The sequence below is a fragment of the Kribbella pratensis genome, from assembly GCF_004365355.1.
Lineage (GTDB): Bacteria > Actinomycetota > Actinomycetes > Propionibacteriales > Kribbellaceae > Kribbella.
In genome coordinates, this window is the sequence record NZ_SODP01000001.1 from 1,246,689 (window position 1) to 1,269,927 (window position 23,239).

Below are 23,239 nucleotides of genomic sequence, written 5' to 3' on the forward strand. Positions count from 1 at the left end.
GTTCAGTTGCGGATGACAACGAGCAACTGAACCAGCAGCGGCGCCACGATCAAGGCAGGTAGCAGGTCTGCGACCGCTACCTGCTTCAGTTTCAGGAGTCTGAGCGCTACGCCGATCAGCATCACGCCGCCGGTAGCGCCGAGGGCCGTCACATGCGCGTCCGGCAGTACGTCGCCCAGCAGGGCACCTACTGCTGTCATCGACCCCTGGACGACGAGTACGACGAGAGCCGACGCCGCGACACCCCAGCCGAAGGATGCGGCGAAGGCGATCGAGGTGAAACCGTCGAGAACCGCCTTCAGATACAGCTGATCCGCGCCGCGGCCGAGACCGTCGGACAGTGAACCGAGGAACGTCAGCGGCCCGACGCAGAACACCATCGACGCCGACACGAACCCTTCGACGAACGTGCTCTGCCCTTCGCCGCGGTCGAACCGGCGCTGCATCCAGGCGCCGAAACCTTCCAGCCGTTCCTCGATGTGCAGCAGCGAGCCGATGATCCCGCCGATCAGCATCGCGCCCAGCACGATCAGGACCGGGGCGCTGTCACCGACCGCGTCGCTGAGCGCCTTGTCCCCGACGGTCAGTGCGGAGGAGATCGCGATCAGCAGCGTGACCAGGCCGATCGCGTCGGTGACCAGATCCCTGGTGCGGTGACTGAGCCGATGTCCGACGAGTACGCCGAGTACCGATCCGACGAGCACCGTCGCGACGTTCACGACGGTCCCGATTCCGATGAACAAACTGGTCCCTCCGGACAGCTCTGGTCAGCTTTGCATGTGACCCCCGAGGGCCTACTGTTGCGCGAGGACGAGCGTATCGGCCCGTCCGTTCACCTCGGGGGTGGACCGGACCCAGGAGGTCGCTGTGGTGGCTGCCATCGAGGTGAGGGACGCGCGCGTGAGTGACGCCGCCGACCTGGTCGCGTTGTGGCGTGAGCTGACCACCGCCGGGCTGCCGTCCCGGTTGCCCGCGCCGCCGTCGACGGCCGCCGCCGAGGTTGCCGTGAGCAAGCACCTGGACGATCCGTCCGGCCGTCTGCTGGTGGGTGAACTGGACGGCGAGATCCACGGCATGGCGTACCTGCGCCGGACGGCGGTCAGCCCGCTGCACGACGACACCACGGTCACCGTCGAATACCTGCATGTCAGCGACTCCGCCCGCCGGCACGGTCTCGGCAAGGCCCTGATCGCGGAAGCGGTCGCGTGGGCCGAGCACGAGGGCTGCGCGCACCTGGCCGTCGTCGCGCCCGCGATCGCCCGCGAGGCGAACCGGTTCCTGGCCCGCCTCGGTCTCGGACAGGCCGGCGTACTGCGGTTCGCGAACACGCACACGGTCCGTCGCCGGCTCGCCGCCGAGCACGCGCCGAACCTGCTGGCCCTGCTCTCGTCCCGCCGCTCCGCCTTCGCCCGCCGCGCTCAGCTCGGCGGCTCTGGCGGCAGCACTGCCGGTGGCTCTGTGGGCGGCACGGTCGACGGCACGGTGGTCAGCTCCCCGGCGGAGCCTGAATCAGCTGGCAAGTGATCCGCGCGGTGCAGACCCGTTTGTCCCGCTCGTCGGTGACGATCACCTCGTACGACGTCGTCGTACGGCCGAGGTAGATCGGGGTCGCGACACCTGTGACGACGCCCTCGCGGACCGCGCGGTGATGGGTCGCGTTGATGTCGACGCCGACCGCGACCTTCCCGTACGTCGCCGCGTGCAGCGCGGAGCCGATCGAGCCGAGACTCTCGGCCAGGACGCAGGACGCGCCGCCGTGGAGCAGACCGTACGGCTGGGTGTTGCCCTTGACGGGCATCGTCGCGACCACCCGCTCGGGTGACGCTTCGCTGACAACGATTCCCATCAGCTGGAGGAGCGTGCCCTCCATGCCCATGCCCGGGCCGAGGTTGGTTTCATCTGTCACGGAAGCAGTGTGTCAGAACTGTCCACGGGACCCACTAGAGTCGGTGTGTGGCTCCAGATACCAACACCTCGACCATGACCAAGGATGCCGCGGCCCCGGGCACGGGCCGGCCGCGGATCCTGCTGCTGGACGGGCACTCGCTGGCGTACCGGGCGTTCTACGCGCTCCCGGTGGAGAACTTCTCCACGACCACCGGGCAGCACACCAACGCGGTGTACGGGTTCACCTCGATGCTGATCAACATGCTCCGCGACGAGCAGCCGACGCATATCTGCGTGGCGTTCGACGTGTCCCGCAAGACCTTCCGCTCGGAGCAGTACGCGGAGTACAAGGCGGGTCGCTCGAAGTCCCCGGACGAGTTCAAGGGGCAGGTCTCGCTGGTCAAGGAGGTGCTGGAGGCACTCCGGATCCCGACCACCGAGATCGACGGCTGGGAGGCCGACGACATCATCGCCACGCTCGCCACGCAGGCGTCCGAGCAGGGCTTCGAGGTGCTGATCAGCAGCGGTGACCGGGATTCGTTCCAGCTGGTCAGCGACGACGTCACGGTGCTGTACCCGAAGCGTGGCGTGTCCGAGATCGCCCGGATGGACCCGGCCGCGGTCGAGGAGAAGTACGGCGTCACCCCGCAGCTGTATCCGGATCTCGCCGCGCTGGTCGGGGAGCAGAGCGACAACCTGCCGGGCGTGCCCGGTGTCGGGCCGAAGACCGCGGCCAAGTGGCTGAACCAGTTCGGCTCGCTGAACGATGTGGTCGACCGGGTCAACGAGATCAAGGGCAAAGCCGGCGAGTCGCTGCGCGAGCACCTCGCCGACGTGATCCGGAACCGCCAGATCAACGAGCTGGTCCGCGACCTGACCCTGGACGTCACGGTCGACGACCTGGTCCGGACACCGTGGGACCGCGACAAGGTGCACACGCTCTTCGACAGCCTGGAGTTCCGGGTGTTGCGCGAGCGGCTCGTCGCCGAGCACGAGGAGGTCGACGCGACCGTCGACCACGGGTTCGAGCTGGAGGGAACGCAGCTGAAGCCGGGCGAGGTGGCTGCCTGGCTGAAGGAACACGTGATGACGGGTGAGCGCGTCGGCGTCGCGGTGCAGGGCAGCTGGGGCGGCGGGACCGGCCAGATCACCGGGCTGGCCCTGGCGAACACCTCCGGAGCGGCAGCCTGGTTCGACCCGACGACGATGACGCCTGACGACGAGTCCGCCTGGCAGGCGTGGCTGGCCGACGAGAAGCAGCCGAAGGCGCTCCACGACGTGAACGGTCCGCTCCTCGGCTTCATGGAGCGTGGCTGGACGCTCGGCGGTCTGAGCTCGGACACCCAACTGAGCGCGTATCTGGTCCGCCCGGACCAGCGTGCGTACGACCTGGCCGACCTGACCGTGCGGTATCTCAAGCGCGAGCTGCGCAACGAGGAGGCCGAGAACGGTCAGCTCAGCTTCGACGACGTGGAGGGCGGCCCGGCCGCGGACCACACGATGCTGCGCGCCCGCGCGATCGCCGATCTCGCCGACACGCTGGATGCCGAGCTCGAGAAGCAGGCCGGCACTCGGCTGCTCGCGGACGTCGAGCTGCCGTTGATCCAGGTCATCGCCGCCATGGAGCGCGACGGCATCGCGGTCGACCGGCCGTACCTGGAGCAGCTCGAGGACCGGTTCGCCACCGGAGTGCGGGACGCCGCCACCTCGGCGTACGAGGTGATCGGCAAGGAGATCAACCTCGGGTCGCCGAAGCAACTGCAGGTGGTGCTGTTCGACGAGCTGCAGATGCCGAAGACCAAGCGGACCAAGACCGGGTACACCACGGACGCCGACTCGCTGCAGGCGCTGTTCGAGAAGACCGAGCACCCCTTCCTGGCGTACCTGCTGGCGCACCGGGACGCGACCCGGCTGCGGCAGACGGTCGAGGGCCTGCTGAAGACGATCAGCCCGCGCGACGGCCGGATCCACACCACGTTCAACCAGACGATCGCGGCGACCGGGCGACTCAGCTCCACCGACCCGAACCTGCAGAACATCCCGATCCGGACCGAGGAGGGCCGCCGGATCCGGCAGGCCTTCATCGTCGGCGAGGGCAACGAGTCGCTGATGTCGGCGGACTACAGCCAGATCGAGATGCGGATCATGGCGCACGTGTCGAAGGACCAGGGCCTGATCGACGCGTTCAACTCCGGGATGGACTTCCACTCGGTGACCGCGTCCCGGGTGTTCTCGGTCGAGCCGTCGGCGGTGACGCAGGAGCAGCGCGCCAAGATCAAGGCGATGAACTACGGCCTCGCCTACGGCCTGTCGGCGTACGGACTGAGTCAGCAGCTGAAGATCGGCGTGGACGAGGCCAAGGGCCTGATGGACGAGTACTTCGAGGGCTTCGGCGGCGTGCGGGACTACCTGCGGTCGATCGTGATCGACGCCGGTAAGACCGGGTACACCGAGACGATCCTGGGCCGCCGGCGGTACCTGCCGGACCTGACCAGCGACAACCGCCAGCGCCGCGAGATGGCCGAGCGGATGGCCCTGAACGCACCGATCCAGGGCTCGGCCGCCGACGTCATCAAGATGGCGATGCTCAAGGTCGACGCGTCCCTGCGTGACTCCGGCCTGAAGTCCCGGATGCTCCTCCAGGTCCACGACGAACTGGTCTTCGAGATCGCCCCCGGCGAACGCGAGGCCCTCGAGGAACTGGTCCGCCACGACATGGGCCACGCCGTCGACATGGCCGTTCCGCTGGATGTCTCGGTCGGCGTCGGCCGCACCTGGCACGAAGCTGCCCACTAGCCGCCCACTGGACGGTCTCTGGACAGCCACTAGGGAGTCACGTACACCGGCATCGGATCGGGGGAAAGGGCGTTCTCGATGGACGCCCGCTCCCGGTCCGTCAAGTCGGGCAGGTCGTTCAGCGGCCACCAACGGACGTCGAGTGACTCGTCGTCGTTGACGCGCGGCTCACCGCGCAGCGGACGGCAGCGGAAGCACAGGTCGAGGAACTGGACCCGGTCGCCGTTCGGGTAACTGGCCGGTGGGAGCGACTCCATGCTGACCAGCCGCACGATCTCTGCCTCGACCGCGGTCTCCTCCTGGATCTCGCGGATCAGGCCGACGGCCGGCTGTTCGCCGGGCTCCAGGATGCCGGCGACCAGGCTCCAGCGGCCGTTGTCCGCGCGCCGGACCAGCAGGACCTCGTCCGCGTCGTTGAGGACGACACCGGTGATGCCCGTGAGCCAGAGCAGGTCGTGCCCGATCTTCGTGCGGAGGTCGAGGATGAACTTCGGGGTCGCCATGAGCGAAACCCTATAGAACGGGCCGTTGCGGTTTCTTTCTGCAAGAAAGTTTGGTCACCGAACGCAAGCGGTAAGCGTTTGCCGCGCAAGATACCGACAGTGATGGACCGATCTCGGTCAGTGTCCGATGAGGTCTTCCGCGCAACTGCTTTCTATGTCATTCTCCGGGGCAAAGATCCGAGATCCTATCGGATATCGCTCTCGGATATTTCGTCTTTTGTTCCGACCAGCCGCCAGGAGGAACCATGCCGAACGATGACGCGCGCCTTGGAGTCAGCCGTCGATCATTGATCGCGGGGGCCCTCGGCCTGACCGCGGTGACTGCCGGCGGCGGCCTGCTCAGTGGGTGTAGTGGCAAGAGCAACGCCGGCGCCGCGGCCGCGGGCGCCGGCGAGGCCGCCCCGAGCGTGACCCTCGGCCCGAAGCTGACCACCGTGCAGTACCCGCCGGGGTACGTCGGGCCGGTCGCCCGCACGCTGCAACCGCTCACCACCGAGAAGGTGACGTTCAAGATCGTCGTCAAGCAGGACGTGACGATCGGGGACTGGAAGACCAACGCCTTCACGAAGTGGCTCGAGCAGAAGACCGGCGTGCACATCGAGTGGAGCCAGATCGGCGGCACCGACGACGACGTGATGACCAAGGTCAACGCGATGATCGCGGCCGGCGACATCCCGGACGCGTTCCTGGGTATCGGCTTCACCCGCTCCCAGCTGTTCCTGTACGGCGCCCAAGGGCTCTTCACCGACGTCGGTCAGCACATCGACGCCTACGCACTGAACCTGCAGCAGGCGATGAAGGACTACCCGGAGACGCGCAAGCTGATCCAGGCGCCGGACAAGAAGATCTACTCGTTCCCGGGGATCAACGACTGCTTCCACTGCCGGGCCATCGACGGACGTGGATGGCTGAACGTCGACTGGATCAAGCAGGTCGGCCTGGCGATGCCGAAGACCACCGACGAGTTCCGCGAAGTACTGCGTGCGTTCAAGAAGGCGGACCTGGCCGGCAACGGCAAGACGATCCCGTTCGCGGGCTACAACGAGGCTCCGCTCGACCCGTTCTTCATGAACGCGTTCCTCTACGATCCGGGCGAGCCGTGGCTGGTGGTCAAGGACGGCAAGGTCGATGTCGCGTTCGACAAGGACGAATGGCGCGAGGGCCTGAAGTACGTGAACGGTCTCTACAAGGAAGGTCTGATCAGCCGGGACGTCTTCACCGCCGACGGGGACCAGTTGAAGCGCTACGGCAACGCGCCGGGCAAACCGCTGATCGGCGGTGCCCGGTCGAACTACTGGGGCAACTTCCTCGACATCGACCAGAAGGACCTGAACGCGCGTTGGCGCCAGTACGAGGCCTGCCCGCCGCTCAAGGGACCGAACGGCGTCCAGTACGCCGCGTGGGACTACCTGAACGTCGGCGTCGAGGTCGCGCACCTGGTGATCACCAAGAAGTGCGCCAAGCCGGACCTGCTGGTGCAGTGGGCCGACGCGCAGTACGAGCTGGAGGCGATCCTGCGCGGGTACGGCGGTCCGAAGTTCGCGTGGGCGAAGAAGGGTGACCTCGGGATCAACGGCAAGCAGGCGGTGTACGGGTTCGACGCGACCTGGAACTCGCAGAAGAACCTCAACTGGGGTCAGGACAACCCGATGTACCGCTCCCAGGACTTCCGGCTGGGCGAACGGGTGCTGCCGGGCGATCTGACCTTCGAGAAGCCACTCTACGAGCAGACCAAGGAGCGCTTCTTCCCGCTGAAGCAGCCGCAGGAGATGCAGTTCCCGCCGGTCACGCTGGATCAGGACCAGGCCGCGCAGGAGGCGGAGCTGAAGACCAACCTCAAGGGTGAGGTGAATCAGTCGTTCGCGAAGTTCCTCACCGGGCAGCTCGACCCGAACGACGACGGCGCCTGGAACGACTACAAGGACCGGGTCAGCAAGATCGGCGTGAAGCCGTATCTCGAGCTCCAGCAGGCCGCCTACGAGACGTATAACTCATGAGCGCCGGGACTCTGCCGCCTGACGAGCAGCGGCTGGCGGTGGGCGCGTCGATCCAGGACACCCGCGGTGACAAGATCGCGATGGCCTGCATCTACACCGCGCTCGGCCTGTTCTGCCTGGCGATCCTCTACCCGCTGGTCTATGTCCTCAGCGCGTCGGTCAGCAACACCAGGAAGGTGTCGGCCGGAGAGGTCTGGCTGTGGCCGGTCGGCTTCACGCTGGATGCCTACCGGGCGATCTTCGACTACAAGGCGATCGTCAGCAGTTTCGGCAACTCGGTGTACTACGCGCTCGTCGGCGCGCTCGTGGCAACGGTTCTCACGCTGCTCGCGGCGTACCCGCTGTCGCGCAAGGGGCTGCCGGGCAAGGGCATCATCATGGGCGCGTTCGTGTTCACGATGATGTTCAACGGCGGCCTGATCCCGACGTACCTCGTGGTCGACCAGCTGGGACTGCTGAACACGCGGTGGGCGATCATCCTGCCGACCGCGATGGCGGTCTGGAACGTGATCATCACCCGGACCTACTTCATGGTGACGATCCCGGAGGAGCTGGTCGAGGCCGGGAAGGTCGACGGTTGCAGCGACTTCGGCTTCTTCTGGCGGGTCGTGCTGCCGCTGAGCAAGCCGATCATCGCGGTGAACCTGTTGTTCTACGCGGTCGGGCAGTGGAACTCGTTCTTCAACGCGCTGATCTACCTGACCAACGAGCACCTGTTCCCACTGCAGGTGGTGCTGCGGCAGATCCTGATCCAGTCGAAGGTCGACCCGTCGCAGATGCAGGACACCAGCAAGTTGCTGCAGATGCAGGAGCTGCAGCAGCAGCTGAAGTACTCGCTGATCGTGATCGGCATGATCCCGCCGCTGCTGGTCTATCCGTTCGTGCAGAAGCACTTCGTCAAGGGAGCCATGGTCGGCTCGCTGAAGGGATGACGGCATGACGACCTCGACAGAAGCTCGTTCGGCCGTCCGGTCCGCGGCCCACAAGCGGACCCGGACGGCGAAGAACGCGGTCGGCCTCGGGCTGCGGATGCGCCGCAACTGGCAGCTGTACGCGATGCTCGCGCTACCGCTGCTCTGGCTGGCGATCTTCGCCTACTGGCCGATGTACGGCGTGATCATCGCCTTCAAGGACTACAACGTGGTGTCCGGGATCTGGGGCAGCCCGTGGGCCGGCATGAAGTACTTCCACCGGTTCGTCGAGTCGTACCAGTTCTGGCGGTTGATCAAGAACACCGTGTACCTGCACGTCTACGAGTTGGTGGCGACGTTCCCGTTGCCGATCATCCTCGCGCTGTGCCTGAACACGATCCGCAAGAAGTGGTTCAGCCGGGCCTCGCAGCTGATCACCTACGCGCCGCACTTCATCTCCACGGTCGTTGTGGTGGGTCTGCTCGTCGTGCTGACCAGCCCGAACACCGGCGTGACCAACAAGCTCCTCGGTCTGTTCGGCATCGGGCCGCAGAACCTGATGGGGGACTCGGGGATGTTCCGGCACCTCTACGTCTGGTCCGGCGCGTGGCAGACGATGGGATTCGCGGCGATCATCTACCTGGCCGCGCTGACCAGTGTGCCGCCGGAGCTGCACGAGGCGGCGATCGTGGACGGAGCCTCGCGGCTGCGGCGGATGTGGCACATCGACCTGCCGGCGATCGTGCCGGTGGCGGTGATCCTGCTGATCCTGGACATCGGCAGGATCCTGTCCGTCGGGTTCGAGAAGGTGCTGCTGATGCAGAACAGCCTGAATCTCGACGTGGCCGAGGTGATCGACACCTACGTCTACAAGATCGGTCTGGCGTCGTCCGTGCCGCAGTTCAGCTACGCGACCGCGATCGGGCTTTTCAGATCGGTGATCGGCTTGGTGCTGCTGGTGCTGGCGAACACCTTCGCCCGCCGATTCGCGCGAAGCAGTCTTTGGTAGGCCAGTCTTTGGTAGGCGAGTCTCTGGTGGGCTACTCGGCGGCCTGCCGGTGCAGTCCGGTCGCCAGGACGGCCGAGAGCAGGAGCGCGCAGGTGCTGGTCATCGCGACCAGCACCTTCACGCCGTTCAGGCCGGTGGCGATGTCGGTGCCGAGCACGATTCCGGCGGCCACCGCGAGGACGACGAGGCCGATCCAGATCACCAGCGCCGCGCGTTTCTCCTGCTGCGCGATCGCGGCGTATACGACGAGCTGCAGTACGGCGTACGCCGAGCCGGCGACTGCGAACAGCCAGGTGTACGGGCCGAGCGGCGCGTACTTCTCCTTGCCGCCGATGACCTCGACGACGATGCCGGGCAGGATCAACGTGCCGACGACCGCGCAGACGCCCAGACCCGCGACGGCCATGATCGAGCGTCGCAGCCGGAGGGTGTCGCCGGGGGAGTTGGCCAGCGATGGGAACACGAGCACGATGACGAACTGCGGCAGGAACAGGCAGGCTTTCGCGATGATCAGACCGGCCGCGTAGTACCCGCTGTCCTTCTCGTCGAGCAGGGCGCGGGCGAAGAGGACATCGGCGTTGGCCAGAGCGAAGAACGCGAGCAGCGTGTGCGTGCCGTGCACAGATTCTCGCAGTACGTCCTTGACCTGCTGAGTTGTCGAGCCGCTGGAGCCGCGCAGGAAGAACTGACCGAGCACAGCCGGTACGGCGGCACCGAGCGCGAGACCGGCCATGGCCCAGTCGAGCGACGGGTGGATCAGCAGTGCACCGCCGCCGAGGACCAGCCGGCCGACCCCGGTGGAGAAATAGACGGCGGCCAGCTCGGTCCAGCGCTGGCTGCCCTGCAGTACGCCGAGCTGCGAACCCATCAGCGTGAGGCCGCCCAACGTCGGAGCGAGCAGCAGGATGGCGACGATCGAGTCGATGTGGAGCAGCCACATGAACAGCGGCGTCAGTACCAGGCAGAGCGCTGTGAGCCCGAGAGCAGCCCGACGGCCTGCACGCAGCATCGCGTCGGCCAGCGCGGCTGCGCCCTTCCCGGTGTGCGTGGCGAGCTGGCGAGCGCCGGCAGCCTGCAGACCGAGTGAGGCGACGTTACCGATCAGCAGCAGACCCAGGAGGGCGGTGATCGCTCCGAACTGCTCCGGTATCAGCCGGCGGGAGGCGATCAGCGTGAACCCGTAGGCGGCCACGTTCATGATCGCCATCGCGACGGCGACCACCGTGGCGCTGCGCAGGAAGGCACTGCGGGGCGCCTGCGGTTGGGTGGTGCCCGACGTCATTCTGTGCGGCCTCGGATCGGTGGGATATCGATGGGGTGATATTGCCGACCTCACGGTACGGCAACGATGCCGTCGGGAGGCCGCCGGATCCGTTAATGTCCCGCCGGTGGGGAGGCTGAAAGCAGGCAGTTCGGAGCAGGTGGTCTGGCGAGCGCGGCTCGTGCTGGGCTGCCTGGCTCTGGTGGCCCTGTGCTTCCAGCAGGCTCCGGGCAAGATTCTTGCCGACAGCAGGATCGAGCTGACCGCGGCACCTGGCCGGTTCCTGTCCCGGGCTCTGCACTTGTGGGACCCGCACACCGCCTTCGGTCAGGTGCAGAGCGACGCCTTCGGCTACCTCCTGCCGATCGGGCCGTTCCATTGGCTGCTGGACGCCTTGTCCGTGCCGGACTGGATCACTCAACGCCTGTGGTGGTCGCTGGTCCTCTGCGTCGCCTTCCTCGGTATCTGGAAGCTCTGCAACGTCCTGGAGTACGGCGTCCCGTGGACCCGCTTCGCGGTTGCACTGCTCTACGCGCTCGTGCCAAGGGTCTTCGGTGAGTTCCCGATCGAGGTGTGGCCGATGGCCATGGCTCCGTGGATCATGCTGCCGCTCGTGTCGCCCCGCGCCCGCTCCGGTTGGTGGCGCGCCAGCTGGTCGGCGCTGGCGTTCGCGCTGATCGGCGGCGCAGACCCGGTCGCAGGCGCCGCGACACTTGTCGTACCGGCGATCTGGTTGGTCAGCCACCGCAAGCTGAAGCTCGCACTGGGCTGGCTGGGCTTTGTGGTGGCCGTGTCGATCTGGTGGCTGGCGCCGCTTGCGCTGCTCCTCCAGTACGGCGATGCGCCGCCGGGACCGCGCTGGTTGCCCGTTATTGGAGTGGTCATCGGGCTGCCGCTCGCACTCGCTGCAGCGCAGTACCTGCGCCGGCTGGCCAATCTGTCCGTATCTCGGGGTGTCAACCGTCGCGTCGTACCGGCGGTGGTCGCATGTCTGGCTGTGGCTGCAGCCGCGCCCGTCGTGCTGCTACGACCGGACGGAGCATCCGCCGCGATCCCAGGGCACTGGAATGCAGCCGCAGCATGGCTGGACTCGCAGTCCGCCCCCGGCAGCGTCCTACTCCTCTCCAGCACGACCGAGCCGCTGACCGCATTGGTCAAGCGACCGATGGCTGCTCTGACCGACGATGTGGAGCGCCGCGTCGGCTCCGGCGTGGGCGACCAGACACTGCGGCAGGAGCTCACTCGCGATGGCGTCCGGTACGTCGTGGTGCGCAATGACCTGGAGGACACGCTCGCGATCCACGAGAGCCTGGCCGACGCAGGCATCGGACGTGTCGCGTACTTCGGTCCTGGCGGGCATACCCGCATCCCGTACCCGAGCGTGGAGATCTACGACGTCGGCGCGACCACGCCGGGGCGGCTGATCCCGCGGTCCCGGCTCGTGGCAGTCGTCGGTACCGCTGACGACGTACCGACTGTCGTGACAGCGCTTGGCGGGACTGGGGGCGCGGTACTGCGGTCAGACGCTACGGGCAAGGTCGACGGGCTGCCGTTGATCGAGACCGAGGTCAGCAAGCCGGTCGATGAGCAGCCGAGTGCGGTGGTGCTGCGGACTCAGCAGATCGGGCGATCCGGCTGTCTGCATGTCGGGGCGCGGGCGTTGTGCAACCAGGAGCAGGCGACCCCTGCGGCCGAGAACGGCCTCAGTCGGAGCGTGCAGCTGCCGCAGGCTGCGTCGTACGAGCTGCGGGGCACGGCGTTGCCCAAGGACGGTGATGTGCTCGAACGGCTGTTGCCGGTGCAGGGTGCGATCACCGCGACGGCGTCCTCGCGGGCGGTCACGGCGCCGGAGGGCCGGCCGGGTGCGGCTGTCGACCGTGATCCCGGGACGAGCTGGCTGGCGGATCCGGATGACCCGAAGCCGAGTCTCACACTGAAGTTGCCGGTGGCAAGGGATGTAGCCGGGCTGCGGTTCCAGTCCGACACCTACCTGGACGGCTCGCGGCCGGCCGAGGTCATGCTGCATTTCGACGGCGGCGTACCGATCCGGGCCACAGTCGACGCCGAGGGGTATGTCCGGTTCGCGGCGCGGCACGTGCGGACGATCAAGATCGACTTCACTGCGACGAAGCCGTTGCAGGACGCGCGTCGGAGCCCGGTCGGGGTGACAGAGGTCGCCGTGCTCGGCGCGGACGAGCTGCGCAAGGCAGTGGATCCGGACCGCCGCGTCCCGACGTACTGCGGGAACGGTCCGGCGGTACGCGTCGACGGCGTACCGGCTCGGACACAGGTGACAGCGACCATGCGGGACGTGCTGCAGCGGCGGACGGTGCCGTTCAGCCTGTGCGGGGCGACGTCGGTAGCGCTGCGGTCCGGGAGCCACCACGTGGAGGTGCTCGCAGGCGGTGGTTTCGTGCCGATCGAGACCACGCTGGTCAAGGCTGGATTCGGCGACGTGTCTGTGACGCCGGTGCAGGGCGTGGACGTCTGGCGTCCGAATCCGGCGGAGCTGACCGTCGAGGTGCCCGACGCGGACGACCAGTCCGTGCTGGCGGTCGCGCAGAACTACAACGAGGGCTGGGAGGCGTACGACAGCACCGGCCAGAAGCTGACGCCGATCCGGATCGGCGGCTGGCAGCAGGGGTGGGTCCTGCCGGCCGGACCCGAACAGGTCGTCACGGCCAGCTTCATGCCGGCACGGACCTACCGCGCCGGGCTGTTGCTCGGGCTGATCACACTGCTGACCGTCCTAGCCGTTGGAGTCTTCTTCCCGAAACGCAGGACTGGCCGCTCTATCAGGCGGTAACTCGCGGCGGCCAGCACGACCGCGCAGCCCAGCGTCACCAGCAGCTGTACTGCGAACGGCCCGCGCATCACGCCCAGTACGACGAACCCGTACACCACCACGCCGTACGAGAGTCGCGCACCGATCTGCGCCGGGCGACCACCCAGCACGCGGACCGTCTTCGCGGAGGGCGTCAGGATCGGGAACAGCACGCAGGCCACGACAGCGGTATAGAGCAGGCTCTTGAGCAGCGCTTGTGCCGGTGTGGGAGCGGAGTGGTCGTACGGTCCGGCGAGCGGGGTCGCGGAGACCAGGAGGAGCGCTGCGGCGATTCCCCAGAGGGTTCCGGGGACTCTGGTCAACGTGTCGAGTGCCGACGGACCGAGCCGACCTGTGGCGCGGGAGACCTGCCACAGAGCCAGACCCATGCCGACTGCGAACCAGCCGAGGTACCCGGGCAGCCAGAGGCTCGCCTGCGGGTGATCGGTCGCCGTCACCGCCGCCATCCACACCGGGCCGAGCACAGTCAGGGCGACCAGGACAAGGAGGCGCCAGCGGACGCTGCGGCGAGTCGGTCGCTCGTACCCGGTGAGCAGTCTGCCCAGGCCCGGGAGGAGCAGGTAGAAGGGGAGTGGCGTTAGGACGGCCCACCGGAGGTAGGTGGTCGCCGGGTGAGCTACGAAGGCGATCGACAGCACGACGGTGATTAGCAAGGCCGGGAGGATCCGCAGCGCTCGGCCACGCAGATAGGGCAATGTGAGCGGCGGCTCGGTGGCTGAGAACCACGCGACGACGTGCGGCCGGTAGAGCAGGAAGCCGGAGATCGCGCAGAAGATCGCCCAGCCGACGTCCAGCCGGGACACGAGGCCAGCGAGCGGCGCATGCGTGTGCAGACCGACCTGTGCGGTCACCACTGCGAGCGCTGCAATTGCCCGCAGCCCATCCACTGCTGGGAAGCGGGTCATGCGTTCGGTGCCTTGTGTGCGGTCCAGATGGCAGTTCCGGGGACGTACCGGCCGCGCTCCGGACCCCAACCGCCCCAGACCAGCTCGTGTCCGGCCGGCCACTCCGGCTCGAGGAGGTCATCGACGACGAAGCCCGCACCGGTCAGTTCGCGGATCCAGTCGCCGGCGGTGCGGTGATGCTCGGCGTACACCGGCGTACCGGACTCGTCGACCTCGACGTACGGCGTCCGGTCGAAGTACGAGTGGGTGATGCGTAGTCCGGCCGGCGACGGGTCGTCGGGCATGGTCCAGCGGAACGGGTGGGTCACCGAGAACACGAGCAGACCACCTGGCTTGAGGACGCGCTCCAGTTGGCGGAACGCAGTACCGACGTCGGCGACGAAGGGCAGTGCGCCGAAGGCTGAGCAGGCGATGTCGAACGTGCTGTCGGCGTACGGCAGCGCCACCGCGTCTGCGGCGACGGTGCGGACCGACGTACCGGTCCGGGCATCGAGGTCCTTCGCGATGCGGAGCTGCTCGAGAGAGATGTCGAAGGCAACGACATCGGCGCCCTGGCCGACCAGCCACCGCGAGCACTGGGCCGCGCCGCAGCCGACCTCGAGGATGCGCTTGCCCCGGACCAGCCCCAGTAGCTGGGCTGCCTCCTCGTCGACACCCTCCGGAGACCAGATGAACCGGTCGGAGCCGAGGAAGTCGCCGTGCTCCTCCAGATACTCGTCAGCTGCCGAGTCCCAGTAGGTACGACTGGCTCGCGAGGTCTCCACCTCGGTCAGCTCCACCCGTACCGGCCTGTTCACCTCGCACACTCTAGTGTCGAAACCATGAGCGACTTCGCCGCTAGTGCTGTTCCGTTGCCAGGCGGTTATCAGGGCCAGACATACGCGGTCAGTGCGGGCGGCGAGGACGCCGTACTCAAGCTCTATCTGAAGGACCCCGGGCGGGCAGCTGTGGACGCTGCGCTGTTGCAGTTGGTACGTGGACTGCTCCCGGTGCCGCGAGTGCTCGACGTGAAGCGGGAGGGCGCGTCGGACGACCCGCCGTACCTGCTGACCGAGCGGCTGCCGGGCGTGAACCTGGAGGTCTACCTCTCGACGGCCGGGGAGGACGAGCGGCGGTACGTCGGGAAGCAGCTGGGCGAGCTGCTCGCGCGGTTGAGCGGGATGCCGTTCCGCTCGTTCGGGCTGTTCCGCGACGGGGACCTCGCGATCGAGCCGCTGCGCGGGGACCTGGAGCAGTACGTCGACAGCCTGGACCTCGGGATGACCCCGACGCAGCGGGAGGGCCTTGAGAGCGTGTTCAGGTACGCCGAGGACCTGCTGGCCGAGGGCGTCGAGCGGTTCTGCCTCGTGCACAGCGACTTCAACCCGAAGAACCTGCTGGTCGACCCGACGACGGGCCGCATCACCGGTCTCATCGACTGGGAGTTCGCCCACGCCGGTTCGCCGTACGCCGACCTGGGCAACCTGTTGCGCTTCAGCACGGACCAGGTGCTGGCGGGAGCCGTCCTCGACGTACTGCGGGGGAGCGGGCTGCTACAGGCGACCGGGCTGGGGGAGCGGCTCGTCGATCTGGGCCGGGCGGCGGATCTGTGGGCGCTGCTGGACCTCGCCACGCGGTCGGCTGAGCACGAGGTCGCCGCCGCGGCGCACCGGCTGGTCTTCCGAATGGCGGACACGGGAGACCTCTCCGCAGGCCGTCCGGACCTGGACGTCGTACTCTGAAGTCAATGGCACGTCGTGAGACCTCGGCGGGCGCTCGGTAGGCACTGGGTGCCCCAGGTTGTGCTGCCTTCGTGAAGACCGGTATTCTGTCAGATGCGCTATGGGCCCGCGCGACCTCGGACCGAGCAGGCTCGTGACTCGCAGCAGTCGGTGGTGAATCTGTCGTCTTCAGGCAATCCCGCGGTTTGGTGCGATCCAAAGGTTCATGACGCAACCGCACGACACCACCAGTCCACGGAGCAACCCACCACATGACGGCCAGCATCGAGGCTCCCCTCGACCCCGCAGTGCGCAACACCCCGCAGGTAGCGGTCAATGACATCGGGTCGGAGGAAGACTTCCTCGCGGCGATCGATCAGACCATCAAGTACTTCAACGACGGCGACATCGTCGAGGGCACCATCGTCAAGGTCGACCGGGACGAGGTCCTGCTCGACATCGGTTACAAGACCGAAGGCGTGATCCCCTCCCGCGAGCTGTCGATCAAGCACGACGTCGACCCGAACGAGGTCGTCAACGTCGGCGATCACGTCGAGGCCCTGGTTCTCCAGAAGGAGGACAAGGAAGGCCGTCTGATCCTCTCGAAGAAGCGCGCCCAGTACGAGAAGGCCTGGGGCACGATCGAGAAGATCAAGGAAGAGGACGGCGTCGTCACCGGCACCGTCATCGAGGTCGTCAAGGGTGGACTCATCCTCGACATCGGCCTCCGTGGCTTCCTGCCGGCCTCGCTCGTCGAGATGCGTCGCGTCCGCGACCTCCAGCCGTACGTCGGCCAGGAGATCGAGGCCAAGATCATCGAGCTGGACAAGAACCGCAACAACGTGGTCCTGTCCCGCCGGGCGTGGCTGGAGCAGACGCAGTCCGAGGTGCGGATGAACTTCCTCACCCAGCTGCAGAAGGGCCAGATCCGCAAGGGTGTCGTGTCCTCGATCGTCAACTTCGGTGCGTTCGTGGACCTCGGCGGCGTCGACGGTCTGGTGCACGTCTCGGAGCTGTCCTGGAAGCACATCGACCACCCGACCGAGGTCGTCGAGGTCGGCCAGGAGGTCACCGTCGAGGTGCTGGACGTCGACATGGACCGCGAGCGCGTCTCGCTGTCGCTGAAGGCGACCCAGGAAGACCCGTGGCAGCAGTTCGCCCGGACCCACCAGATGGGCCAGATCGTGCCCGGCAAGGTCACCAAGCTGGTTCCGTTCGGTGCGTTCGTCCGCGTGGAGGAGGGCATCGAGGGTCTGGTGCACATCTCCGAGCTGGCCGAGCGTCACGTCGAGATCCCGGAGCAGGTCGTCCAGGTCAACGACGACACGATGGTCAAGATCATCGACATCGACCTCGAGCGTCGCCGGATCTCGCTGTCGCTGAAGCAGGCCAACGAGGGGCTGGACCCGGTCTCGGACGACTTCGACCCGACGCTCTACGGCATGACGGCGACGTACGACGACCAGGGCAACTACATCTACCCCGAGGGCTTCGACCCGGAGACGGGCGAGTGGCTCGAGGGCTTCGACGCGCAGCGTGAGGAGTGGGAGCGGCAGTACGCCGAGGCCCACCAGCGCTGGGAGGCCCACAAGAAGCAGATCGAGGACGCCAAGACGGCGGACGTCGAGGCCGGCGAGGCATCGACGTACTCCTCGGCCGCTGCCCCGAAGGACGACGCCCCCGTCGAGGGCGCGCTCGCTTCCGACGAGGCCCTGCAGGCCCTCCGCGAGAAGCTCACCGGCCAGGGCTGATCCCCTGCCCGGAGAGTTCCTCCGGTCGTACCAACGAGAACCCTCGCACCACCAGGTGCGGGGGTTCTCGCATTCCCCAAGCAGCTCGCTTCGCCGACCGCCGAACCCCGCCCGCTCGCCGAGTCGTGGAGATTGGTTCGGAAAATCTGCCGGGATCCACGACTCGGCGTTCGGGGTCGGAACCGTTCGCCACGACTCGGCGAGGCTCGTGTCAGTCGTAGGGGCGGCGGATGCGGGGTTTGCCTAGGTCGGTGCCCCATTGGCCGCGGCCTTCGCCTTTGAGGCGCATTTTCAGTTCCACAACGTGGGCGCGGGCGCCGCTGGCGGAGAAGAAGCCGATGCGGTACGGCTCGTTCGGGGCGCCCGCTTCCCAGGCCGGGACGTCCTGCTCGCCGTACCGGACCAGGCGGACCGGCGGATCCTCGCCCGCCTGGATCCGGGCCGCGTCCTGTGCGCAGGCCGGCACCTTCCGGGTCGGGCCGCTGCGTGGTGTCCAGACCACTTCGCGCGCGGCCGGACCATGCTGCGGGTTGAAGAAGCACGGCGTACGGCGTTCCGGCAGCGGATCGCCGGCGACCCGGGCGCGGACGCACGCCAGCGCGTACCTACCCGCGGTCAGGGTGTCGACGATCGCACTGATCGCCTCGAACGAGCTGAGCCGGTCCACCAGCCGCTCGGCGGTCTCGTACGCGTCCAGCGCGGTCTGGTAATCGTGCCTGGTCTCCGCGTCGAGCGCACCGCCCTCCAGCAGCTCACCGAGCCGAGCCAGCTCCTCCCCGAACTGGACGACGTCCTCCTCGGCCATCCGGCGGACATGCTTCAGCTCCTGCGCATCCCGTCCCCGTCGTAACCACCCCATACGCCATGCTAGGCCGCTGGATAGGGTGCTGGGGTGCTGAGAGTGGGACTGACTGGCGGGATCGGGGCCGGGAAGAGTGCGGTGTCGTCGCGGCTGGCTGAGCGGGGCGCGGTGGTGATCGACTCCGACGTACTGGCTCGGGAGGTCGTCGCGCGGGGGACCGACGGGCTGGATGAGGTGGTCGCGGCGTTCGGTTCCGGCGTACTGACTGCGGACGGGGAGCTGGACCGGCCGGCGCTCGGCAAGATCGTGTTCGGCGACGAGACCGCCCGGCGGAAGCTGGAGGCGATCATCCATCCGCGGGTACGGGCGCGCGCCGCCGAGATCGAGCACCAGGCGTCGGAGCACGCGATCGTGGTGCACGACATCCCGCTGCTGGTGGAGACCGGGCAGGCCGGCAAGTTCGACGTCGTCCTCGTGGTCGACGTACCGGTCGATGTGCAGGTGCAGCGACTGACGGCGCAGCGCGGGATGACTGACGCGGAAGCGAACCAGCGGATCGCCAGCCAGGCGTCCCGGGAGGACCGGCTCGCGGCCGCGGACGTGGTGGTGGACAACTCCGGCAGCCTGGCCGACCTGGACCGCCAGCTCGACCAGGTGTGGGAACAACTCACAGGCCACGGTCCGGACACGAAAAGGTGACCCCTGCGCGGTAAATGATGAATCCGGGACCGGCTGTACAAGAATCTGTCCCGGTCCGGCCCGGGGTGACGCCTGCAGGCCGGCCACCGACGGCGCGCCCCGCGCCGGTCCGGACGTCCGAAGTAGGGAGGAAGGCGTGGTGTGTCCGCGCTGCAGCTCTGACGTCCCCGAGGTCTCGCATTTCTGTCACCACTGTGGCAACGACATGCGGACCGGGGATGCCGAGCGCAAGAAGGCGTACGCCGCCAGGCCTGATGAGCCGGTGGCGTCGTTCCGACTGGTCTCGACGATCATGCCCCAGGGGTCCGGCCAGCAGCCGTACACCTACAAGGTCGCGCTCGGCATCGCCCTGCTGCTGACCGTGGTGACGGCCGCGCTGGGCGCGCTGCCGGTGGCGATCATGATCGCGGCCTTCGCCATCCCGATCGTCTACATCATCTACTTGTACGACGTGAACCTCTGGGAGGACGAGCCGATCCCGGTGGTCGCCGCGGCCTTCGTGCTGACCGGCGTACTCGCGGCTGTCTTCACCTGGCTGTGGAAGGACAAGCTGGCGCTCTCGCTGGACACCATCGGCGGCAACAGCGCCGGTCCGTCCGGGCGTGACCTGCTGATCCTGTTGTTGCTTGTGCCGGTGGTCTCGGAGCTCATCCGGCAGATCGGCCCGCTCTACCTGGCCTCGCGGCCGCGGTACGACGACCTGATGGACGGCTTCACCTTCGGTGTGGTGGCCGGTGTCGGCTACGCCTGCTTCGAGACGCTGGTGCTGCACTGGGGCTGGATCAGCGGCGGCTTCGCCGGTCCGGGCAGCAGTGCCGGCACGTGGATCTCGATTGTCTTGTTGCACGGCTTCATCAAGCCGCTGGTGTACGGCTCGGCGACCGGTCTGGCCGGTGCGGAGTTCTCCGGCCTCGGCGAGGGGTACGACGGGTTCACACCGCGCTGGGTGGCCGGTCTGCTCCAGGCGATGGTGGTGAACGCGCTCTTCCAGGGCGGTGTCTACCTGCTCGGCTTCGTCGGCGGACACGGCTCGACGATCGGCTCGATCCTCGGTGTGGTCTGGGGCCTGCTGCTGCTCGGCGCGCTGATCATCCGGGTGCGGACCGTGCTCCACAAGGGCCTGCTCGAGGCTGCACTCGAGTCGGCCGCGCGGGGCGGCTCCAACCACGCGTCGGGCGACATGGCGTTCTGCTCGCGCTGTGAGATGCCGCTGCTCCCGCAGTCCGACTTCTGCTCCGCCTGTGGCAACTCGGTGCGCTCCGTGCCGAAGTCCGCCCGCGGGGTATCCGCACCGACCGCCGCGACGACTGGGGAGACGCAGGCATGAGCAACCAGCAGCCGCCGTACGGCGGTGGCCAGGGCGGACAGCAGCCGTACGGAGGCCGGCCGGGCCAGACTGGTCAGCCTGGTCAGCCTGGTCAGCCTGGTCAGCAGCCGGGCGGGCAGCCTGGGTATGGCCCGCCGCCCGGGTACGGCCAGCCGCAGGGCCAGCCTGGATACGGGCAGCCGCCGCAGGGACAGCCCGGCTACGGGCGTCCGCCGCAGCCGCCGCAGCCGCCGTACCCGCCGCAGGGCCAGCCGCCGCAGCAGGGTCAGCCTCCTCAGCCGGGCCAGCCGCCGCAGCAGGGCTACCCGGGGCAGCAGCAGTACCCCCAGCAACAGGGTTACCCCGGTCAGCAGCAGTACCAGCAGGGGTATCCGGGCCAGCAGCCGCAGTACGGCGGCCAGCAGCCATGGGCTCAGTACAGCCAGCAGCCGCGGCGCAAGGGCGGTGGCAGCAAGACCCTGCTGATCGCCGGTGGCGCGTTCGCCGTGGTCGCGGTCATCGGCGTCGTACTGGCGCTCGTCTTCAAGGGTGACGACAAGAAGGCCGACCCGAGCCCGACGCCGACCTCCCAGCCGACGACCGGCCAGAGCACCCAGCCGACGAACGTCGACGAGGGCATCGAGGTCTCCCAGGGCGTCTACGTGAAGCCGCAGCCGGGCTACATCCGCAAGAGCCTGGACGGGTTCGACGGTGTGTACCTGCTCAAGCAGGGTGAGGCGTACTTCATGGTCGACGCGTGGAAGGCCGCGGCCGACGAGAACACCGACACCGTGCTGCCGAAGCTGCTGAACGCCGAGACCAAGGACCTGTCCTCGGTGAAGACCGGTCAGCCGAAGGTGACCAAGCCCGGGCCGGACGACAAGACTCCGGTCAAGGTCGTCACCACGCAGAACTTCAGCGCGATCTCCAGCAGCCAGAACGGCAGCATCCCGGTGGTCGGCTTCGTCGGCGTGATCGAGCGCAACGACGGCGTGATCACGATCGTCCGGGTGTACGGGCGAAAGGACAAGGTCGCGACGATCCAGACGGACTCGGACGCGATGTTGTTGTCGGTGGTCAAGAGTCAGTGAGCGGAAAACGCGACAAGGGTTCCAGCACCAACCCCTGGGTCAACCAGCCCGGGCCGGAGGCTGACGACACCGAGCCGGAGGAGCAGCTCCCGCCGTCGCCGTGGAATCTCGAGGTGCCACCACCACCGTCGCCGTGGGGCGGCGGTGGTGCACCTGGTCCGGGACCAGGTCCGGCTACGGAGACGTCGTCGGCCTGGGGTGAGAACGTCGGGCCGCCGTCGCTGCGGCGCCCGCCGCCGGAGAAGAAGCGCGGCATCCCGCCGCTGCTGATTCCGGTCGGCGCCGGTCTGATCGTCGTTGCGCTGGTAGCCGTCGCGCTGGTGCTGCTGTCCGGCGGTGGCGACGACAAGGCCGATCCGACGCCGAGTACGCCGGTGGGTACGCCGACCGCGCCGAAGTCGTCGTACCAGCCGCCGCCGAATGCGATACCGGTCGGCTTCGGTGTCTCGATCGTCCCGGTGCAGGGCTGGAGCCTGTACACCAAGGAGACGCAGGGCAAGCAGGTCGCGACGTATCCGCCGAACGACAGCGTGCACGCGCGGGCGTTCCTGTGGGTGCGGCAGAAGCAGAACGTCACCGCTCAGGCGTACCTGCTCGGGATCGTCGAGGGCGAGACCGAGGAAGAGGTCGCGCAGCTCGGCAACGTACGGAACCTGCCGTGCCCGAAGGACGTCTTGGTGGAGTGCGTCGCGATCGACTACACCTCCACGGCCAAGGAGAACGGCGCGGACGTGAAGGTCCAGGGCTCGGTCGAGGTGTACCGGCGCAAGGACAACGTGGTCACCGCACTGGACTTTCGGACCCGGGTCGACTTCGCCCAGAAGGCCGAGGCGGACGCCGCGATCATGAAGAAGTCCGTGATCGACAGCCTGTGACGAACCACCGGAACTACCGCGAGGAAACACTATGAGTCAGCCGTACGGTCCGCCCCCGGGCCCGCCGCCCGCACCTGCTCCCGCTCCTGGTGGTTGGGGAACCGCTGGGCCGGGTACGGCGCCTGGCGGCTGGGGACCGGCGGGGGCCGGCGGTGCTGGTGGTGGGCGTCCTGGCGGTGGTTGGGGGCCGGGGCCGCAGCGGCCGCATCAGCCGCCGAAGTCGAACCGTACGGCGTGGATCATCATGGCCGGTGCGATCGTCGCGGTGCTGCTGGTCGCGACCGGTGTGGTGCTGCTGGTGAACGGCAGCGGCAAGGACAAGCCGGTGAGCCAGCAGACGCCCGACCCGGTCGGCACGCTGTACACGCCGTCGCCGACTCCGACGCCGAACGACTCCAAGGGACCGAACGACGTCGGTGTCGAGGTTGGCTGGGGGATCTGGTTCACCCCGTCCAAGGGCTGGCTGAAGTCGCCTGACAAGAGCTACTCCGGGCAGAACTGGATCCTGCAGCAGTTCAACGCTCGCGGCCTGATCGACGGGTACTACTGGGTCCGGCAGACCGAGCTGTACGACGCCAAGGGCTTCGCCGAGCACCTCGTCGACATCGAGTCGGCCAGCTACCAGGGCGTGAAGATCGGCAAGACCGTGGCCTGCCGGACCCCGAACCCGAACATCACGGCTTGCTACGCGGTCCAGTACAACGGCACCTACGTGACCAAGACCGGCGCGAAGATCGCGATGAGGGGCTTCGTCACCGCCTACCAGGACAAGTTCAAGCGCGTCACCGCCACCGACGCAGCCCTGGAGGCAAGGGTCTACGCCCGCCGCGTCAACGAACTCATCTACATGAACAACAGCGTCATCAAAAGCTTCTAGCCCCACCCTGGGCGGGCTTGCGCG

The 23,239-nt window shown here is 67.7% G+C and carries 20 protein-coding genes; 13 read left to right on the forward strand and 7 right to left on the reverse strand.

Annotation, left to right across the window (positions count from 1 at the left end; genetic code table 11):
* Positions 1-2: 2 nt before the first annotated feature.
* Entirely contained in the window at positions 3-743 is a 741-nt protein-coding gene (locus EV653_RS05820; RefSeq protein ID WP_134098664.1) for a DUF554 domain-containing protein, read from the reverse strand.
* A 157-nt stretch (positions 744-900) separates the two neighbouring features.
* Here EV653_RS05820 and EV653_RS05825 point away from each other — a divergent pair, with 157 nt between their 5' ends.
* Positions 901-1,524, forward strand: a complete 624-nt coding sequence (locus EV653_RS05825; RefSeq protein WP_238159586.1) for a GNAT family N-acetyltransferase — start codon at positions 901-903, stop codon at positions 1,522-1,524.
* Here the strand turns inward: EV653_RS05825 and EV653_RS05830 are convergent.
* Positions 1,487-1,876, reverse strand: coding sequence for a hotdog fold thioesterase (locus EV653_RS05830; protein WP_134103949.1), 390 nt, complete (start codon positions 1,874-1,876; stop codon positions 1,487-1,489). The genes EV653_RS05825 and EV653_RS05830 overlap by 38 nt on opposite strands.
* A gap of 104 nt (positions 1,877-1,980) precedes the next feature.
* Here EV653_RS05830 and polA point away from each other — a divergent pair, with 104 nt between their 5' ends.
* Complete coding sequence (polA, locus tag EV653_RS05835) at positions 1,981-4,683, forward strand: DNA polymerase I (RefSeq protein ID WP_134103951.1); 2,703 nt, start codon at positions 1,981-1,983, stop codon at positions 4,681-4,683.
* Positions 4,684-4,712: 29 nt separating this feature from the next.
* Here polA and EV653_RS05840 read toward each other — a convergent pair whose 3' ends face one another.
* Positions 4,713-5,186, reverse strand: coding sequence for an NUDIX hydrolase (locus tag EV653_RS05840; RefSeq protein ID WP_134098669.1), 474 nt, complete (start codon positions 5,184-5,186; stop codon positions 4,713-4,715).
* 245 nt (positions 5,187-5,431) lie between these two features.
* Between EV653_RS05840 and EV653_RS05845 the strand changes: the two genes are divergently transcribed.
* Genes EV653_RS05845 through EV653_RS05855 form a run of 3 tightly spaced genes read left to right on the forward strand, consistent with a single transcriptional unit; the run spans position 5,432 to position 9,103 of the window.
* The gene (locus EV653_RS05845) at positions 5,432-7,183 is read left to right on the forward strand and encodes an extracellular solute-binding protein (protein WP_134098670.1); all 1,752 of its coding nucleotides are present in this window, start codon (positions 5,432-5,434) and stop codon (positions 7,181-7,183) included.
* Complete coding sequence (locus EV653_RS05850; protein WP_134098672.1) at positions 7,180-8,115, forward strand: carbohydrate ABC transporter permease; 936 nt, start codon at positions 7,180-7,182, stop codon at positions 8,113-8,115. Before EV653_RS05845 ends, EV653_RS05850 begins: the two co-directional genes overlap by 4 nt.
* Positions 8,116-8,119: 4 nt before the next feature.
* Positions 8,120-9,103, forward strand: a complete 984-nt coding sequence (locus EV653_RS05855; RefSeq protein WP_134098674.1) for an ABC transporter permease — start codon at positions 8,120-8,122, stop codon at positions 9,101-9,103.
* Between the two features lie 31 nt (positions 9,104-9,134).
* Here the strand turns inward: EV653_RS05855 and EV653_RS05860 are convergent, their stop codons facing one another.
* Entirely contained in the window at positions 9,135-10,385 is a 1,251-nt protein-coding gene (locus EV653_RS05860; protein WP_134098676.1) for an oligosaccharide flippase family protein, read from the reverse strand.
* A 106-nt stretch (positions 10,386-10,491) separates the two neighbouring features.
* Between EV653_RS05860 and EV653_RS05865 the strand changes: the two genes are divergently transcribed.
* The gene (locus tag EV653_RS05865) at positions 10,492-13,170 is read left to right on the forward strand and encodes an alpha-(1->3)-arabinofuranosyltransferase domain-containing protein (RefSeq protein WP_238159587.1); all 2,679 of its coding nucleotides are present in this window, start codon (positions 10,492-10,494) and stop codon (positions 13,168-13,170) included.
* Here EV653_RS05865 and EV653_RS05870 read toward each other — a convergent pair.
* Both EV653_RS05870 and EV653_RS05875 read right to left on the reverse strand, forming a co-directional pair.
* Positions 13,068-14,114 (reverse strand): acyltransferase family protein, encoded by a 1,047-nt coding sequence (locus tag EV653_RS05870; RefSeq protein ID WP_134098680.1) that lies wholly within the window; start codon positions 14,112-14,114, stop codon positions 13,068-13,070. The two genes, EV653_RS05865 and EV653_RS05870, sit on opposite strands and share 103 nt — an antisense overlap.
* Entirely contained in the window at positions 14,111-14,911 is an 801-nt protein-coding gene (locus EV653_RS05875) for a class I SAM-dependent methyltransferase (protein ID WP_166679297.1), read from the reverse strand. Before EV653_RS05875 ends, EV653_RS05870 begins: the two co-directional genes overlap by 4 nt.
* A gap of 24 nt (positions 14,912-14,935) precedes the next feature.
* On the opposite strand from EV653_RS05875, the gene EV653_RS05880 reads away from it, so the two are divergent.
* Positions 14,936-15,835 carry a phosphotransferase family protein gene (locus EV653_RS05880; RefSeq protein ID WP_134098682.1) on the forward strand — a complete coding sequence of 300 codons (900 nt, stop codon included), beginning with the start codon at positions 14,936-14,938 and terminating at the stop codon, positions 15,833-15,835.
* A gap of 251 nt (positions 15,836-16,086) precedes the next feature.
* Positions 16,087-17,565 (forward strand): 30S ribosomal protein S1, encoded by a 1,479-nt coding sequence (gene rpsA / locus EV653_RS05885; RefSeq protein WP_134098684.1) that lies wholly within the window; start codon positions 16,087-16,089, stop codon positions 17,563-17,565.
* A gap of 211 nt (positions 17,566-17,776) precedes the next feature.
* Here rpsA and EV653_RS05890 read toward each other — a convergent pair whose 3' ends face one another.
* Positions 17,777-18,424 (reverse strand): hypothetical protein, encoded by a 648-nt coding sequence (locus EV653_RS05890; RefSeq protein WP_134098686.1) that lies wholly within the window; start codon positions 18,422-18,424, stop codon positions 17,777-17,779.
* Between the two features lie 33 nt (positions 18,425-18,457).
* Here EV653_RS05890 and coaE point away from each other — a divergent pair, with 33 nt between their 5' ends.
* The 5 genes from coaE (at position 18,458) to EV653_RS05915 (ending at position 23,215) form a co-directional block, all read left to right on the forward strand.
* Entirely contained in the window at positions 18,458-19,066 is a 609-nt protein-coding gene (gene coaE, locus EV653_RS05895) for a dephospho-CoA kinase (protein WP_134098688.1), read from the forward strand.
* Between the two features lie 205 nt (positions 19,067-19,271).
* Positions 19,272-20,393, forward strand: coding sequence for a PrsW family glutamic-type intramembrane protease (locus EV653_RS05900; RefSeq protein ID WP_238159588.1), 1,122 nt, complete (start codon positions 19,272-19,274; stop codon positions 20,391-20,393).
* A complete protein-coding gene (locus EV653_RS05905; RefSeq protein ID WP_134098691.1) occupies positions 20,390-21,463 on the forward strand; it encodes a hypothetical protein in 1,074 nt (357 codons plus the stop codon). The genes EV653_RS05900 and EV653_RS05905 overlap by 4 nt, the downstream gene beginning before the upstream one ends.
* Complete coding sequence (locus EV653_RS05910; protein ID WP_134098694.1) at positions 21,460-22,338, forward strand: hypothetical protein; 879 nt, start codon at positions 21,460-21,462, stop codon at positions 22,336-22,338. The genes EV653_RS05905 and EV653_RS05910 overlap by 4 nt, the downstream gene beginning before the upstream one ends.
* Positions 22,339-22,369: 31 nt before the next feature.
* Complete coding sequence (locus EV653_RS05915; protein ID WP_134098696.1) at positions 22,370-23,215, forward strand: hypothetical protein; 846 nt, start codon at positions 22,370-22,372, stop codon at positions 23,213-23,215.
* Positions 23,216-23,239: the final 24 nt, after the last annotated feature.

Excerpts from the sequence above, each read along its gene's own strand:
- EV653_RS05830 (WP_134103949.1), bottom strand. The coding sequence starts at position 1,876 with ATGGGCATGGAGGGCACGCTCCTCCAGCTGATGGGAATCGTTGTCAGC.
- polA (WP_134103951.1), top strand. The coding sequence starts at position 1,981 with ATGACCAAGGATGCCGCGGCCCCGGGCACGGGCCGGCCGCGGATCCTG.
- EV653_RS05840 (WP_134098669.1), bottom strand. The coding sequence starts at position 5,186 with ATGGCGACCCCGAAGTTCATCCTCGACCTCCGCACGAAGATCGGGCAC.
- EV653_RS05845 (WP_134098670.1), top strand. The coding sequence starts at position 5,432 with ATGCCGAACGATGACGCGCGCCTTGGAGTCAGCCGTCGATCATTGATC.
- EV653_RS05850 (WP_134098672.1), top strand. The coding sequence starts at position 7,180 with ATGAGCGCCGGGACTCTGCCGCCTGACGAGCAGCGGCTGGCGGTGGGC.
- EV653_RS05855 (WP_134098674.1), top strand. The coding sequence starts at position 8,120 with ATGACGACCTCGACAGAAGCTCGTTCGGCCGTCCGGTCCGCGGCCCAC.
- EV653_RS05860 (WP_134098676.1), bottom strand. The coding sequence starts at position 10,385 with ATGACGTCGGGCACCACCCAACCGCAGGCGCCCCGCAGTGCCTTCCTG.
- EV653_RS05870 (WP_134098680.1), bottom strand. The coding sequence starts at position 14,114 with ATGACCCGCTTCCCAGCAGTGGATGGGCTGCGGGCAATTGCAGCGCTC.
- EV653_RS05880 (WP_134098682.1), top strand. The coding sequence starts at position 14,936 with ATGAGCGACTTCGCCGCTAGTGCTGTTCCGTTGCCAGGCGGTTATCAG.
- rpsA (WP_134098684.1), top strand. The coding sequence starts at position 16,087 with ATGACGGCCAGCATCGAGGCTCCCCTCGACCCCGCAGTGCGCAACACC.
- EV653_RS05890 (WP_134098686.1), bottom strand. The coding sequence starts at position 18,424 with ATGGGGTGGTTACGACGGGGACGGGATGCGCAGGAGCTGAAGCATGTC.
- EV653_RS05900 (WP_238159588.1), top strand. The coding sequence starts at position 19,272 with ATGCGGACCGGGGATGCCGAGCGCAAGAAGGCGTACGCCGCCAGGCCT.
- EV653_RS05905 (WP_134098691.1), top strand. The coding sequence starts at position 20,390 with ATGAGCAACCAGCAGCCGCCGTACGGCGGTGGCCAGGGCGGACAGCAG.
- EV653_RS05915 (WP_134098696.1), top strand. The coding sequence starts at position 22,370 with ATGAGTCAGCCGTACGGTCCGCCCCCGGGCCCGCCGCCCGCACCTGCT.